The organism is Chryseobacterium culicis (assembly GCF_002979755.1).
GTDB lineage: Bacteria > Bacteroidota > Bacteroidia > Flavobacteriales > Weeksellaceae > Chryseobacterium > Chryseobacterium culicis_A.
Window position 1 is genome coordinate 1,592,757 of the sequence record NZ_PCPP01000001.1, and the last position, 17,029, is coordinate 1,609,785.

Genomic DNA, 17,029 nt, shown 5'->3' on the forward strand with positions numbered 1-17,029 from the left:
CCCAAAAACAGCATTATGTTTAAAAAAGTAATACACCGACCGGTTTTCGCTATCGTAATATCGGTTGTTATCCTGTTTATGGGAGGTATCGCCATGAAGCAGCTTCCTACAGAGCAGTTTCCCAAAATTGCCCCTACCACAGTAGCCGTTTCCATTGCCTATCCGGGTGCAAGTGCAGATGTATTGGTAAAATCATCTCTGATTACGATTGAAAATGCCATCAACGGAGTTCAGGGAATGCGTTATATCACCACCGATGCTACCAGTGCCGGAGAAGCTACTGTAAATGTTGTCTTTGATCCGGGAACCGATCCCAATGAGGCCGTAGTTCTGGTAAAAACGAGAGTAGATCAGGTAATGCCTTTACTGCCGGAGCTTGTACAGAAAGAAGGAGTGGTTGTAAACCCGATTCAGCCAAGTATGCTGATGTATGTGAATCTCTACAGTACGAATAAAAGTATGGATGAAAAATTCCTGTACAACTACTCTATGGTGAATATCATTCCGGAAATCAACCGTATCCACGGGATTGCAAAGTCTCAGATTCTGGGCAGCCGAAGATATGCCATGCGTATCTGGCTGAATCCTGACCGTATGCGTGCATATTCTATTTCTGTAGATGAGGTGATGAAGGCTATTGGTGAGCAAAGTATCATTGGTCGTCCGGGAAGAATCGGACAAAGTTCCGGTATTGCAGCACAATCCTTGGAATATGTATTGACCTATAAAGGACAGTACAACAAACCGGAAGAGTATGAAAATATCATTGTACGTTCCAATGCGGAAGGAGAAAATGTGAAACTGAAAGATATTGCCAAAGTAGAATTGGGAAGTGAATTCTTTGATATTTATTCCAATCTTGACGGGCATCCTTCCGCTTCTATCGTTTTAAAACAAAACTACGGAAGTAATGCCAATGATGTGATCAGAGATGTAAAGGCAAAACTTGCAGAAATGAAAGGAAACTTCCCGCCGGGTGTTGATTATAAAATCAGTTATGACGTGTCGCAATTCCTGGATGCGTCTATAGAACAGGTAATGCATACCTTGAGAGATGCATTTATCCTTGTAGCCATTGTGGTTTTCATTTTCCTTGGTGACTGGCGTTCTACGCTGATTCCTATTATTGCCGTACCGGTTTCTTTGATTGGAACTTTCTTTGTCATTCAGTTCTTCGGATTAACCATTAACCTTGTTACCCTTTTCGCACTGGTATTGGCAATCGGTATTGTAGTGGATAACGCAATTGTAGTGATAGAAGCTGTTCACGCTAAAATGGAAGGCAGTAATATCTCGCCTTATAAAGCTGTAAAAGAAGTGATGGGTGAAATTGCAGGTGCTATTATTGCCATTACAGCCGTAATGGTGGCTGTATTTATTCCTATTTCATTTATGACAGGTCCTGTGGGAACTTTCTATCGCCAGTTTTCTATTACCATGGCAAGTTCTATTGTGATTTCAGCGGTAGTAGCGCTTACACTGACTCCGGTTTTGGCAGCAATGTTATTGAAAAACCATCATGGAAAACCTAAAAAAGTAAATATTTTCATTAAAGCGTTAGATTCTTTTAACGGAGCATTTGATAAAGTAACAGGAAAATACGCTTCATTCCTTAGAAAAATCGTAAGCCGAAAGGTAGTCACATGGGGAATCCTGATTGCTTTCTGTGCCGGAATTGTTATGATTAATAAAGTACTTCCGGGTGGATTTATTCCGAATGAAGACCAGGGAACCATCTATGCCATTATCCAGACACCTCCGGGCTCTACGCTGGAACAAACGAATAAGGTTTCCAGAACATTACAGAAAATCTGTATGGGAGTAGACGGTGTGGAATCTGTATCATCACTGGCAGGATATGAAATCATGACGGAAGGCCGTGGTTCCAATGCCGGAACCTGTCTGATTAACCTTAAAAGCTGGAACGACCGTGAGCATTCTGTAAAGGAAATCATGGAAGAACTGGAAAAAAAATCAAAAGATCTGGGAGCTACCATTGAATTCTTCGAACCACCCGCTGTTCCGGGATTCGGATCTTCGGGTGGTTTCTCTATGAGACTTCTTGACCTGAACAGAACTACGGATTATCAGGAATTTGATAAAGCCAATAAAGATTTCATCGCCCAGCTTAAAAAACGTAAGGAACTTTCAGGAGTGTTCACCTTCTTTGCAGCCAATTATCCCCAGTATGAATTGGTGTTTGATAATAATGCAGCCATGCAGAAAGGTGTTTCTATCGGAAAAGCGATGGATAACCTCAACATTCTGATCGGGAGTACCTATGAACAGGGTTTTATCCGTTTCGGGCAATTCTTTAAAGTATATGTACAGTCGTCTCCTGAATTCAGAAGACTTCCTACGGATATTATGAATCTGTATGTGAAAAACGACCGTGATGAAATGGTTCCTTATTCAGCATTTATGACCATGAAAAAGACTCAGGGGCCGAATGAAATCACCCGTTATAACATGTACAATTCCGCGGCAATCCGTGGGCTTCCGGCTGCAGGTTATACAACAGCAGATGCTATCCAGGCTATCAATGAAACGGCAGCAAAAACATTACCTCACGGGTATAAAGTGGCATGGGAAGGATTGTCTTATGATGAGGCACAGCGTGGTAATGAAGCTATTTATGTCTTCCTTGTTGTTTTGGTATTCGTTTATCTTGTTCTGGCGGCTCAGTACGAAAGTTTCCTGATTCCGTTTGCCGTACTTTGTTCACTTCCGGTGGGAGTTTTCGGGTCTTTCTTATTATTAAAAGCGATGGGACTGGAAAATGATATCTATGCACAGGTAGGACTGATTATGATTATCGGATTATTGGGTAAAAATGCAGTCCTTATTGTAGAATTTGCCGTGAAAAGACGTCAGGCCGGAGATTCTATTCTTGAAGCTGCTGTAGAAGGATCTAAGGCCCGTTTCAGACCGATTCTCATGACCTCTTTTGCCTTTATTGCAGGATTGGTTCCACTTGTTTTTGCAAGAGGTGCCGGAGCCATCGGAAACCACACCATTGGAGCGTCTTCACTGGGTGGAATGTTGATAGGTACTCTTTTCGGAGTTATTGTAATTCCGGGGCTCTACTACATATTTGCCAAGTGGTCTGACGGTAAAAAAATGATTAAAGACGAAGATGAATCTCCATTAAGCGAAGACATGATCCATTATGAATAAAAGAAAAATATATCAATATGCAGGTCTGGCAGTCGTCTTATTAAGTCTTACTGCCTGTAAACCTATCGAAATAGCACAGCGTGCTGAAAATAAAACCGTTCCTGAAAAATACGGTTCAGCAGAAAATGATACCCTCAATACAGGGAAAATGAAGTGGAATGAATATTTCAGTGATCCACATCTTCAGGAACTGATTACTCAGGCTCTTCAGAATAATCAGGAACTGAATATTGTCCTTCAGGAAATTGAAATATCTAAAAATGAAATCAAAGCCAGAAAAGGTGAATATCTTCCGTCTGTAGGTTTAAAAGCAGGTGCAGGTGTAGACAAAGTAAGCCGTTACACCAATATCGGAGCAATGGAAGCCAACACAGAAATAGAACCAGGCAGAGAAATGCCTGAACCTTTGTTTGACTTTGGAATTGGTGCTCAGGCACAGTGGGAAACAGATATCTGGGGTAAACTTCATAATGCTACAAAAGCACAGGTACAGCGGTATCTTGCCAGCATTGAAGGAAAGAATTTTATGACCACTCATCTTATTTCAGAGATTGCAGATTCTTATTATGAGTTGCTGGCACTGGATAACGAACTGGTCATTTTGAATCAGAATATTAAAATTCAGAATGATGCACTGGAGATTATCAAAGATTTAAAAAAGAATGCCAGATCCAATGAACTGGCTGTGCAGAGATTTGAAGCCCAGGTTCTGAAAACCCAGGGAATGCAGTATGACATTCAGCAAAAGATTGTTGAAACTGAAAATACAATCAATTATCTGGTGGGCAGGTTTCCGCAATCTGTGGAAAGGAGTCAGAATTCTTTTGATTCTGTTGTTCCACAAGCCGTGTACGGAGGAATACCTTCTGAGCTTTTGGAAAACCGTCCGGATATTAAACAGGCTGAGTATGAGCTGGCAGCAGCCAAACTTGATATCAAAGTGGCTAAAGCAAGGTTCTACCCTTCTCTTGATCTTTCTGCAGGAGTTGGTTTACAGGCTTTTAATCCGCTGTATATCATCAAACCTCAGTCGTTTTTGTTTTCTCTTGCCGGAGAGCTTACGGCTCCGCTGATCAACAGAAGAGCAATTAAGGCGGCTTATTATAATGCCAACGCAAAGCAAATCCAGGCGGTATATCATTATGAGCAAACTGTTTTGGGAGCTTATATAGAAGTAGCCAACCAGTTGTCTAAAATTCACAATCTGGAGAGCAGTGTGAATATCAAAACAAAGGAAGTGAATGCTTTAACAAAGTCTATTGATATTTCTAACGATCTGTTCAAATATGCCCGAGCCGATTATATGGAAGTCTTGCTGACTCAGCGGGATGCGCTGGAATCCAAGTTTGAGCTGGTAGAGAAGAAAGTCAATCAGCTTAAAGCAAGTGTTGCAGTATACAGAGCACTCGGTGGTGGCTGGGATCAGAATTCTCTGGAAGTCCCGGACATTCGTAAACAATAAATTCTTTTCAATCTTGTTTTTATAGGAGTCTGCTAAAAGGCAGGCTTCTTTTTTTGTAGATTATGACTAAATTTTTCCCACAGATTTCACGGATCAACACAGATGTTTGAGTATATTTCTTCCATTCACAATTCACAATTCACAATTCATAATCCATAATCCATAATCCATAATTCATAATTCATAATTCTATTCTAGCCCTGATAGCAGCGGTTACCCCACAGCAGGAAGTGGTTTCAGCCAGGAGCGAGGAGTATGAGCGGATAGCAGGATCAAGCTCCTGATGCCTGATCTTATGATTAGCAATGCTATAAAATAAGCAATAAGTCTATAAAATAGATAGACTTATAATGTTAATTTTAATTCACTCTCTGGAAATTAACTTTTTATCATTTTTTAACATTTCAAATAATAATACAAACAACTGAATATCAAATTAATAAATCAAATAATGTTGATTTTATTTTATTAACCTACTAAATTAGTAGACTAGTATGATTTATCTCATACCCCCTTTTTATCGAGGTTCATGAATTATTAAATAATTTTGACCCAGTTAAAAAAAAATAAACTTTATTCTCATGAATAAGAATACCTTTAATTCTTACGTATGCACCCTTATGGTAACGGATTCTGCACAAAAGTGTTCTGCAGAGCCTGCCTATTCACAGCACCACTGTATTTCTAACGACATGTGCTTTGAGATGATGTGCAAGATGATGATGTCATAACTTTCTAAGAGATACATTCATTACTGTAGGAATTAAAGCCTAAGAGTTTAAGGCTTCTTTCATCCGGGTACATCTCCTGTAAATTTTATCATTTTACTTCTTATATCCTCCCTGAAAAAGGAGGCAGGGAATTATTATTTCTTACAGAGAGATCAGCAGTAATACACAATTCAGTTTTAAACCTAGATTAATATAATGAAAAAGAAACAATGCAAACTTGGTGTATTGGCCTTACTCCTATTCGCGGAATATGGTTTTGCACAAAGTAAAGACAGTCTTTCCAAGGAAACCTCCATCAAAGAAGTGGTGGTAGTAGCTTTTGGAAAGCAGAAAAAAGAAGAAATTACAGGATCTGTACAGTCATTGAAGGCTAAAGATCTCTCTAATCTTCAAAATGGAAATATTCTTCAGGGAATTGGAGGAAAAGTAGCGGGAGTACAGGTAATTTCCTCAGGACAGCCGGGTTCCCAGCCTACCATCAGAATGAGAGGAATAGGCTCTATCAATGCTTCCAGTGATCCGTTAATTGTACTGGACGGAATTCCTTACAGCGGAAACCTGAACAGTATTGCAGCATCGGATATTGAAAGTATTTCTTTTCTTGAAGATGCTTCATCCAATGCCTTATATGGTTCCAGAGGAGCCAACGGAGTGATTATTGTGAATACCAAAAGAGGGAAAAGCAAAGGATTGAGTATTGAAGCTGATGTAAAAACAGGGGGCAATTTCAGATCTATTGAAGATTATTCCGTGTATACTTCTCCACAGGATTATTATACCGCATATTATAACAGAGCCAGAATTGGTGAAATTGCAAGATTGAAACAACCGGGAGCTGTTCCTTCAGGTCCTTCTCCTCATGATGTGGGACTTGCTGCACTGAGCAAACTGGGATATAATGCTTACAGTGTCCCTTTCAGTCAACTGATTTCCAAGGATGGCTCTTTCAATCCCGAGGCAAAATTATTGTATCAGGATAACTGGAAGAAACTGCTCTTCAGACCCTCGTTAAGAAGAGAAGCTACGGTAGGCATCAATGCCAATAGTGACCAGGTAAAATCATATACATCTCTTAATTATCTGGATGATAAAGGATATTTGATTTCTTCAGGTTTTGAAAGATTCGGGATCAGGTCTAATGTAGACTACGCTATCACCTCAAAACTGAAATTGACCAGTGCTTTGTCTTACACTTACAGCAAACAGGATTTCGGGGAGACTGGCGGTTTCTCCAACCCTTTCCAGTTTGCCAGAAATATTGCCCCTTTCTATCCGGTTTTCCTTAGGGATAACAACTACCAGAGACTTTATGACAGCTATGGAAATGCTTTATACGACTATGGAGACGGACAGGGCCCCAACGGTGCAACAAGATCTTATGCTGTTTTTGAAAACCCGGTTGGAAACCTGCAGAAAGATAAATCACAGATCGTCAGCAATATAACCAACCTTAATCTTGGTTTAAATTATGAAATCATCAAAGGACTGGATTTTACTTATAACTTTGGGGCCTATCTTGAAAATACAAGAAACCTGCAGTTCGGAAATACGGAAGGAGGAACTTCTTCTTCTGTAGGAGGAACGATTTCACAAGGTTCTAATTTTAAATATACACTGAACCATCAGCAATTGCTTACTTATCAGAAAAAACTGGGAAATCACAGCTTCAATCTCCTTGTAGGACATGAGCTAAACAAGATCAAAGATGATGGTTTTTCCGGTTCAAAACAGCAGCTTCTGCTGCCTGACTCTCAATCATTTGACAATGCCGTAAAAATTACCGATTTATCAGGAAGCGGTTATGAATATGCTGTAGAAGGCTATTTTACAAGGTTATTGTATAATTATGACGGCAAATATTTCTTTAATGCCAATATACGCAGAGACGGTTCTTCAGTCTTTTCTCCTGAAAGCAGATGGGGAAACTTCTATGGACTAGGACTGGCATGGAATATTGCAAAAGAAGATTTTCTTAAAGATAACAGGCTGATTAATTCCCTGAAATTAAAAGCTTCTTACGGCCAGCAGGGAAATGACAACATTCTATTGAGTGGTTCCAACAGAGATTATTATGCCTACCAGGATATCTATGGAATTAATAACTTCGGGGATGACAAGCCTGTTCTTTCTCTTAAAAAACAAGGAAATAAAGATCTGAAATGGGAAACTTCCAAAAACCTGAATGCCGGTTTTGAAATCTCCCTGTTAAAAAACAGAATAAATTTAAATGCTAATTATTTTGAAAGGAAAGTTTCGGATATGATCTACACGCTTCCTCTCCCACCTTCCAATGCAGGTTCTTATGTGAAGTATGGAAATATCGGAGATATGACCAACAGAGGGGTTCAGGCTAATCTAAGTGTGGATATTCTTCGTGGTGAGGAATTCCAATGGAGCTTTTATGCCAATGCCACCCATTATAAAAATAAGATTACCCGATTGCCTGCCGAACAGAGAAATACAGGTTTAGTAACCGGTTTATTTATTCTTACAGAAGGTGGAGACCGTTATACGTATTTCCTTAAAGAATTTGCCGGAGTGAATCCTGAAAATGGAGACGCTTTATGGTATCGTACAGCCATAAACCCAACCACTCAAAAGGAAGAAAGAACGGTTACCAATAATTACAAAGAAGCTACTGATTATAATACAGGGAAATCTGCTATTCCAAAGGTATATGGTGGATTCGGGACAGATTTTACTTTTAAGAGATTCAATCTGGCAGTGAATTTTGCGTATCAGTTCGGAGGATATGGCTATGATGATATTTACAGAAGCTTATTCCATTCTGACAGCTATGGGTCTAACTATTCAACGGATCTTGATAAAACCTGGACACCGGAAAATCCGACGGCTTCATTACCAAGAGTAGATCTTACGGCTACAAACCAGAATGGAAATTCAACACTTTATCTGATCAAATCAGATTATATCAGCCTTCAGGATGTAACACTTTCTTATCAGCTTCCTGAGGATTTTGCAAAGCAGGCAGGGCTATCAGGCCTGAAAATCTATCTGGCAGGAAACAATTTGTATCTGTGGTCAAAGAGAAAAGGATATGACCCAAGAGCTTCACTCACAGGAGTTTCAGATACCTACAGATATTCTCTGCTGTCAAGTGTTTCTTTAGGCTTTAAACTTAATTTTTAAAAGAACAGAATGAAAATAATAAAATACTTTATATCAGCGGTAACCATAGGTTTTATAGCGACCAGCTGTGCCAATGATCTCAATACTTTACCGGAAGGAGATATTTCCGGTGAACAGCTGAATAATGACTCTAGCAGTCCGGAAAAAATCCTGGGCGGAGTATATCTTGATCTTCGCAGCAACGGTGCCGGCGGTACTACTGTTCACTCAGATTTCGGAATCATGGGGATCAAAGCAGGTGCAGATCTGATGTCTAATGATGTCATCCAGTCTACCAACCAGCATTTGGGGATGTTTTATAATTATGAAGCTACCAATGCCAGCAACATCGCTTCAGAAATTGTATGGACCACTTTTTATGCAAGAATATTTGTGATCAACAAACTTCTTGACAGCCTGGATAAAAATGCAAATGCAAAAAACAGGGCAATTGCAGGACAGTTACTGGCTTTACGAGCTTATTCTTACTTTTATCTGGTTCGTTTTTATGCTAATGATTATAATGGTCATCAGGCTGAAGCAGGGCTTCCATTGGTTCTTACCGCCAATAATCCAAGCCAGGGACTTCCGAGGTCAACAGTTGCTGAGGTGTATGTACAAATCAAAAAAGATATAGAAGAATCTGTTAGCCTTTTGGATACGTATGCCCGCCCATCCAGAGCTCAGATAGATCAAAGAGCAGCGAAAGCAATTGCAGCTGAGGTATTTTTACAAACAGGAGATTACATAAAAGCCGCTCAATATGCTGAAGAAAGTAAACAGGGCGTTGCTCTTATGACGGAAGACGATTATACCACGACGGGATTTTCAAACATCAATAATCCTGAGGTAATATGGGGTTTCCATAATACGATTTCCACGATGAGTATCGGGAATTATTATGCCTCTTTCTTCTCAATGTTTGATAATACCAATGAAGGATATGCCGGAGCAGCACAGATCCGTAAGCTGATCGACAAGCGTCTTTACGAAGCTATTCCCACAACGGATTATCGAAAGAAAGTATTTAATGGAAGCCAGAGTGCAGCGTATACTTTTAATGGAAAAACAAAAAATTATCCGCCTTATGTAAGCTGGAAGTTTAAAGATCCTACCCTTTTTGAAGGAGATTATATTTATATCAGAGCTTCCTCACTGTATTACATTCAGGCTGAAGCCCTTGCGAGACAAGGAAGAGAAACGGAGGCCAGACAGGTATTATTCGAAATAACCTCAAAAAGAGATAAAGCCTATACACTGTCGGTAAAATCAGGTAGTGAGCTGATCAATGAAATTGTACTGCAAAAGAGAATAGAACTTTGGGGGGAAGGTTATGCCTGGTTTGATATGAAAAGATTAAATACTCCTTTAGAGAGAGTTTACACAGGAACGAATCACACTTTTGGAAGATTTAGCCTGACACCGGGTAAATTCAGATTCCAGATTCCTAATAAAGAGATTAATAATAACCCACAAATCAAGCAGAATGAGTAGATAAACAAGAAACAATTTTACATTCAAATATATTCAGTGACGAGGCGCCATTTACAAGTAAATGGCGCCTTTATTATTGACTAAGGTAAGGTTCTGATATTTTTTTGACTTTCACTTGCTAAAAATCTTTGATTTTTTCGCACCTTAAAATTTTATATTGAATTAAAAAAGCTTTGCGTCTTTGCGTTTTCAAAAAAATATAAATAAGAAAGGTATAATTGGAAAACGCAAAGACGCAAAATTCTATCAAGAAGGTTACTATAAGGCGCAAGGATTTTATCTGCGATAAAATTGAATACTGTTTATTTCCAAGTCTCTTGCAAATTATTTATTTTATAATAATATCAGACTTATAGTTATCTTTTATCAGCTCACCACTTTTATACAAGCGCTGGTTGATAATCTTTCCTTTTTCGTTGAAATAAAGCCATAAAGCATTTTTTCTTCCTAAAGAATCCAGGCGTCCCATTTCTTTCGGCATTTTGTTATGGTGAAGAATCTGGATGGGAAACAAGCCTTTCAAATCTTGTAATGAATCCATTTTTACAGGAATCAGTTCAGACTCATTACCAATATTGAAAATATACTTTTTGCCATTGTTGCTCTTTAAAATCAGTTCATCTCCAGATACCTCATACTTCCCTTCTGTGAAAGATGCTGTTATGATCTGATCATAGCTTCTAAATTCTGTTTTTAAAAATTCGAAGGTTCCGTCTTTAATAAAAAGTGAATAGGTTCCGTTACCCGATTTAAGCTCAACATATTTCGGATATTCCTTATCTTTTTTACAGGAAAGAAAAGATAAAAAGAGTACAAAAAGGCTTATTGATTTAATTTTCATGAAAACTAAATTATTAAAATATTTAGAATAAAAGAAAAACAGGAAATACATATATTTGGAATCCTATTTATTTTTTATCTTTTACTTTTTTCCAATAACAAAAAAACAATAATGACCACAGCAAAACTATTCTTCACAGGCTTGTTTTCCACCCTGTTATCTATTACCGCAACAGCTCAGAAAAAAGATACCTATACTCATAAAATCGACAGTATTATCACAGCTTCCAGTCCGATACAATTCAACGGAGTTGTTCTGGTAGCCCAAAAAGGAAAAATACAGTATCTGAAATCCAATGGTTATAAAGATTTTGAGAAAAAAACTTCTTTGAAAACGGATGACCAGTTTGAAATCATGTCCAATTCAAAGCAAATCACCGCTGTATTAATTTTACAAGCCGCTGAACAGGGAAAACTGGATCTTCATACTCCTGTTAAAAAATACTTACCTTCCCTTACACAGACCTGGGCAGATACAGTTACGATACATCATCTCCTGAATCATACTCATGGAATTACAAATACAGAGAAACCCACAGCTTTTAAAGCAGGTTCCCAATTCAAATATGGCAACCTTTCCTATATAATGCTGGGAGAAATTCTTAAAAATACAACCGGAAAAAGCTTTGCCGAATTAGCAAATCCACTCTTTAAAAAGCTTAAAATGGATCAAACGTTTGTGTATAATGCCCAGAATACTCAATCTCATGTTCCCGGTTATATAAACGAAAACAATCAGTTTGAAAAAGTAAAACAGTCATTTCTGAACAATGATAATGCTTCTGCTGCAGGCATTATTTCCACTGTACAGGATCTGGCAAAATGGGATCAGGCACTATTTAAAGGAAAATTACTCTCTCCGGAATTCCAGAAGCAGATGATGACCCCTTCCACTACTTCTCAGCACAATGTGTTTGGAAAGGAAAGCATGGGATTTGGGTACAATGTGAGATTGATCAAAGAAGCCGGTCTGGATTATTTTGCAGTAACAGGTCTTGGTGATGGGTTTACCTGTCTTAATGTCTATTTTCCTTCCACAGATACTACATTGGTCATCCTGGAAAACCAGATGCCTAAGGACAGTCAATACTGGAGTTTTAAAGAAGCTGCGATAAAAAATACAGTGCTGAAAGCAATAACTTCTAACTAAGTCAAAAAATTGTTTTATAAAGGATCTGTCAAAGATTTCAAAATACACAGCATTCAATTTATCGCAGATAAAATCCTTGCGCCTTATAACAATTTTATTAATACCATTTTGCGCCTTTGCGATTTTCCAACTAAACCTTTCCTATTTATGTTTTTTTGAAAAATCGCAAAGGCGCAAAGTTTTTTTAATATTATATTTTTTAAGGCGCAAAAAAATCAAAGATTTTTAGCAAGGATAATACTTTTTACAATTTTTGAAATCTATCCCGAAGATCGTAGATATTATACAATTCTTTTTAAAGCCTTTATTTTAAGAACAGAGAAAGGTTTTTCTATCATAAACCTGTAGACCAAACCACCCAAAAGACAAGCGAAAAGACACACAAGAAGACTTATATTATCTGAAGTTTCAAGTTTAAAATAATCAAAACATTCCTGTACCATATGAATAATTCCTTTATGTGAAAGATAAACAGCATAGGATAAAGCTGCCAGCTGAGCAGTAAGATAAGATTTTGAACGATACAGAAAAGAGGATGGGGAAACCGCTGCCATAAGGATCAATCCATAACTTACAGCCACCAGTGTAAATCCAAAAACAGAAGCTGTTTGAGAAGCCTGTTCATTACACATCCAGAATGAAATTCCCAACAATATTATTCCAAGAAGGAAAAGTCTATTTCCATTGCGTTCCAAGATTCTTTTAAACAGGGATGAATGCTGCATGAGATACCCGATCAGGACTCCTACCCCAAGTCCATCCAGCCTTGTATGAGTAGGATAATATATTTTCATATACCATAATTTCCAGAAGTCTGTAGAATTTGGATCCATTGCTACAATCCATTGATTCCACACCATCCATCTTGTCATAAAAGATAATCCAATCACGACTATCATCAGATAAGGCAGGTATTTGAACCGTTTTATTAGGAGTAAGATTAAAAGTAATAAAGGCAGAATGAGGTAAAACTGCTCTTCAATGCATAAGGACCACGCATGGGAAAATGTTCCGCGATTGATAACATCCAGCCCGTAATTTTGGGTAAAACTCACAAACTTCCACAAAGGAGATAAAGCCTCCCGTTCCCTGAAAAAAGGAAAAGTAAAGTAGAGAAAAAGGGTAAAAAAATAGGCTGGGAAAATCCTGAAAAACCGTTTTATATAAAATGTTTTCAAACCGATTTCTCCCGTATTTTTTATTTCTTTAAACAGCTGGCCGGAGATCAGGAAACCGCTTAAGACAAAAAAGAGATCCACTCCTGTCCACCCAAACCTTCCGATAATGTCGATCCAGTCCGGATGTTTAAATGCCCGGTAATGATATATGAATACAAGTAAAATAGCAGCAGCTCTCAGATGATCCAATCCATAAAGCCTTTCAGAACGTTCCGTCATTATTTTTTTGTACAAATGTTGACAAATTTCAAACTGCTTTTTTATATAGAATCCAGACAGCACAACATTCAGGATCAACAGTAAAATATTCCTTTTACACCGTAAATGATGTTATCCGTCATTATTTTAAAGCCATTAACATCGTATTTCTATGAGGTTACTTAAGATTTTATATTTTTGAGGATGATGAAAACCCCATCAGAAAATCTGATCAGACAAAACCTATACTTCCAGCTGTTCTTCTGGACTGCCTTATTTTTGTTTGGAACCGCAAGAATGTATGGAGAATATAACGAAGGAGCTTTTAAAGAAGTGATCATCTACAATTTTTGTCATTGGATTTTCCAGATTGCCGGAGCCAATTTTATTTATTTTATCCTGATCCGTCATTTCTTTGACCGGAAAAAGTACCTGGAATTTGTACTGTCCCTTCTTCTTAGTCTTTATATTATTTCCGTTATCAACCGATTTTTTATTGTTTATCTCGCAGAACCTCTTTTCACCAATGAAGTTAAAGACAGTATTTTCAATATTGCCACAGATATTCCTTATCTTTTACTTCATTACACTTTTCCCATTATCAGTGGTACATTTATCTTTATCTCAATCATGTTTATCATCCGGTATAAAGATGAAAAGGAACGTACCATCAAACTTCAGAAGGAAAAAACAGAGCTGGAACTGCAATCTCTCAAATCTCAGCTCAACCCTCATTTTCTCTTTAATACTTTGAATAATATCTACTCTCTGTCCATCAGCCATTCTGATCAAACATCCCAATCCATCAGCCAGCTTTCGGATATTCTGGATTATATTTTATACAAAGGACAAAAAAAGTGGGTGCAGGTTTCTGATGAACTGGATATTATTAATCATTACATTGCATTGGAAAAACTTCGATATCATGATGAAAGATTAAAAATTACCCTAAACACGGTCTTACAATCGGCGAATACCATTCCGCCACTGCTCTATCTCACTCTGGTAGAAAATGCTTTTAAACATGGAGCAGGAAAAAGTTCAGAAACAACGGAAATAACGATTGAAATAGAAACGAATTATCAGCATTCTGTTTTTAAAATTGAAAATACCTTCTCAGATTCACCCACATCTAATGAGAAAGGAATCGGACTGCAAAATATAAAAAGACAGCTTCAGTATCATTATCAGGAACATTTTACTTTTCAGATCTCACAGGAAAATAATATTTTTAAAGTTGAAATAACAACGCCTTCCCATTATGATTAACTGCATTATTGTAGATGACGAGCCTTTAGCCGCATCATTACTGGAAAACCATATCTCCAAGATTGACGATCTGAAACTTACGGGAAAAGCAGAAAATGCTATGCAGGCTTATAAAATACTGCAAAACCAATCTGTCGACCTTATGTTTCTGGACATACAAATGCCTCACCTTAATGGAATCGATTTTTTGAAATCACTGCCTCAAAAGCCTAAAACCATTTTCACCACAGCCTATCGTGATTTTGCTATTGAAGGATTCGAACTCGAAGCTGTAGATTATCTCCTGAAGCCCATTACCTTCGAACGTTTTTTCAAAGCTGTAGAGCGCCTGTTGAGAAATACCGTTGACCATAGAGAAGATTTCATCCTCATTAAAACAGAGGGAATGCACCGCAAACTTTTTCTTTCTGAGATTGTATATTTTGAAAGCCAGGGAAACGATATTAAAATTGTCCTAACGAACCAGGAAAGCTGTATTTCAAAAAGTAAAATTACGGATCTGGAGAAAACTTTATCGGGTAAAGGTTTTGTAAGGGTTCACAGATCTTTTATCGTCAATATTGCTTTTGTTACGGCTTTTACTAATAATGAATTGATTGTCAACAAATATCAAATCCCTGTCGGCAGAAGCTACAAACAAGAATTCGATGCCTTTACAGCGGCAGTTTCTAAAAACAAACTGTTGTAGTTTCTTTAATTTTAATTCACAAAACCTCTTTTTTAATAATTATTTAAAATTAATTTTTCATCCAAACACACTTGGGTAATCTTCAATCTGTTTTTCAACGCATTACACTCTATCAAGGAGCATAAATCTGTCACAAATAGAAATCAGCCCATTTTCAGAAAACAGGATCAAAACCATGATTAACAATTCTTTGTGTAAACAATGAAATCCATAGCATCAGCAGATAATCCCTTATAAATATTAAAAAAAAATGTTACTTTTGCTTTATAAATAAAATTGCTTTTTAGCTTTTTTATGATTAAATTTATGTGCACCAAGTTTATAAAACATTAAAATTCATTCCATGAGAAAAATAATTCTACTTATTACATGTATGTTCGGTATTTCAGTTTTCTCACAGATCAAAGTGTTGAAAAATGAAAGTTTGGTGGAAATTGGTAAAGATAATTCCGTTGGTCTATATAAAAAGGAAGATAAATTTACAGTCAACTACCAGGATCTGAACACTGCTAACCTGAATACCATCCGATCTTTTTCATTCCAAAACCTTAATGGAGATGTTGCCGGATTATATAAACTTATTATGGATGGATTTATCTCCACTCCTGATGAGAATGTTGTATTGGAACTTCCTAATGATATCATTGAACTTCATTATGAAAAAAACTATGGCCAGCAAACCATGCAGTTTATCCAGGTGATCAACAAAAACAGAAAATACATTGGAAAATCTCAGTTTTTAAACCAAAAACAGGTGGAAAAAATCTTTGGACGAACCAATGGGAAATATACCATGTATGACAAACCTGCCAGTATAAATCCTGCTGCAACCAAAGGAGCTGCCAATACAGCCTCTACAGCAACTCCTGCCTCAGGTGGTGCTAAGAAAAAATCAAGAAAATAATTATATTTTATAAATATTGCGAAACTCATTCTATCGGATGAGTTTTTTTATTTTATTTTTGCAGAAAGATCATAAAACTTATGCCGCTTCAGATAATCAATTTAACCAAAAAATTTGGTGAACAGACTGCCCTTGACAACATCAACATTTCTATTGATAAAAATGAGATCATCGGTCTTCTTGGCCCGAACGGTGCCGGAAAATCTACCCTGATGAAATCTATTGTCGGTGCACTGAAAATTGATCAGGGTGAAATCATTTTCAACGGCTTGAATATTGCTGAACGTGAGATCGAAAGCAAAAAGAAAATAGGTTTCCTTCCTGAAAACAATCCGCTTTATCTGGAGATGTACGTAAAAGAATACCTTCAGTTTGTTGCCAATATTCACAAAATCCAGGAATCCCGAGTAGATGAGGTGATTGAACTGGTAGGAATTACCCCTGAAAAATCTAAAAAGATTGGCCAGCTGTCTAAAGGATACAAACAACGTGTAGGGCTTGCTCAGGCTATTATTCATCAGCCCGATTTACTGATTCTTGATGAACCTACCAATGGTCTGGATCCCAACCAGATTATTGAAATCCGTAATGTGGTAAAAGAAATTGGTCAGGCAAAAACAGTTTTACTTTCTACGCACATCATGCAGGAAGTAGAAGCGCTTTGTTCCAGAGTGATTCTGATTCATAAAGGAAATATTCTTCAGGACTGCCCTATTGATGAATTTAAAGGTAAATTTGAAAGTCTGGAAGAGGCTTTTGCAAGTTATACCGCATAAAAATAAAAAACGCCCGAAAGTTTTTCGGGCGTT

Annotated in this window: 12 protein-coding genes; 10 read left to right on the top strand and 2 right to left on the bottom strand. The window is 37.5% G+C overall.

Going from position 1 to position 17,029, the window contains the following annotated elements:
• The first annotated feature begins 15 nt into the window (after positions 1–15).
• From CQ022_RS07340 to CQ022_RS07355, 5 genes are all read left to right on the top strand, one after another.
• Entirely contained in the window at positions 16–3,177 is a 3,162-nt protein-coding gene (locus tag CQ022_RS07340) for an efflux RND transporter permease subunit (RefSeq protein WP_105680791.1), read from the top strand.
• Positions 3,170–4,639, top strand: a complete 1,470-nt coding sequence (locus CQ022_RS07345) for a TolC family protein (RefSeq protein ID WP_105680792.1) — start codon at positions 3,170–3,172, stop codon at positions 4,637–4,639. The genes CQ022_RS07340 and CQ022_RS07345 overlap by 8 nt, the downstream gene beginning before the upstream one ends.
• Before the next feature lie 581 nt (positions 4,640–5,220).
• Positions 5,221–5,370 (top strand): hypothetical protein, encoded by a 150-nt coding sequence (locus CQ022_RS22935; RefSeq protein ID WP_165791595.1) that lies wholly within the window; start codon positions 5,221–5,223, stop codon positions 5,368–5,370.
• 195 nt (positions 5,371–5,565) lie between these two features.
• Positions 5,566–8,520 carry a SusC/RagA family TonB-linked outer membrane protein gene (locus CQ022_RS07350; protein ID WP_105680793.1) on the top strand — a complete coding sequence of 985 codons (2,955 nt, stop codon included), beginning with the start codon at positions 5,566–5,568 and terminating at the stop codon, positions 8,518–8,520.
• Between the two features lie 9 nt (positions 8,521–8,529).
• Positions 8,530–9,993, top strand: a complete 1,464-nt coding sequence (locus CQ022_RS07355; protein WP_105680794.1) for a RagB/SusD family nutrient uptake outer membrane protein — start codon at positions 8,530–8,532, stop codon at positions 9,991–9,993.
• Between the two features lie 328 nt (positions 9,994–10,321).
• On the opposite strand, the gene CQ022_RS07360 is transcribed toward CQ022_RS07355, so the two are convergent.
• Positions 10,322–10,834, bottom strand: a complete 513-nt coding sequence (locus CQ022_RS07360) for a hypothetical protein (protein ID WP_105680795.1) — start codon at positions 10,832–10,834, stop codon at positions 10,322–10,324.
• Positions 10,835–10,945: 111 nt separating this feature from the next.
• On the opposite strand from CQ022_RS07360, the gene CQ022_RS07365 reads away from it, so the two are divergent.
• Positions 10,946–11,983, top strand: coding sequence for a serine hydrolase domain-containing protein (locus tag CQ022_RS07365; RefSeq protein WP_105680796.1), 1,038 nt, complete (start codon positions 10,946–10,948; stop codon positions 11,981–11,983).
• A 281-nt stretch (positions 11,984–12,264) separates the two neighbouring features.
• On the opposite strand, the gene CQ022_RS07370 is transcribed toward CQ022_RS07365, so the two are convergent.
• On the bottom strand, positions 12,265–13,380 hold the full coding sequence (locus tag CQ022_RS07370; RefSeq protein ID WP_105680797.1) for an acyltransferase family protein: 1,116 nt from the start codon (positions 13,378–13,380) through the stop codon (positions 12,265–12,267).
• A 183-nt stretch (positions 13,381–13,563) separates the two neighbouring features.
• On the opposite strand from CQ022_RS07370, the gene CQ022_RS07375 reads away from it, so the two are divergent.
• The 4 genes from CQ022_RS07375 to CQ022_RS07390 all read left to right on the top strand — a co-directional run bounded on the left by CQ022_RS07375 (position 13,564) and on the right by CQ022_RS07390 (position 16,996).
• Positions 13,564–14,628, top strand: a complete 1,065-nt coding sequence (locus CQ022_RS07375) for a sensor histidine kinase (RefSeq protein WP_105680798.1) — start codon at positions 13,564–13,566, stop codon at positions 14,626–14,628.
• Positions 14,621–15,316, top strand: a complete 696-nt coding sequence (locus CQ022_RS07380) for a LytR/AlgR family response regulator transcription factor (RefSeq protein WP_105680799.1) — start codon at positions 14,621–14,623, stop codon at positions 15,314–15,316. The genes CQ022_RS07375 and CQ022_RS07380 overlap by 8 nt, the downstream gene beginning before the upstream one ends.
• A gap of 343 nt (positions 15,317–15,659) precedes the next feature.
• A complete protein-coding gene (locus CQ022_RS07385; protein WP_105680800.1) occupies positions 15,660–16,220 on the top strand; it encodes a hypothetical protein in 561 nt (186 codons plus the stop codon).
• 80 nt (positions 16,221–16,300) lie between these two features.
• Entirely contained in the window at positions 16,301–16,996 is a 696-nt protein-coding gene (locus tag CQ022_RS07390) for an ABC transporter ATP-binding protein (protein WP_105680801.1), read from the top strand.
• Positions 16,997–17,029 lie beyond the last annotated feature (33 nt).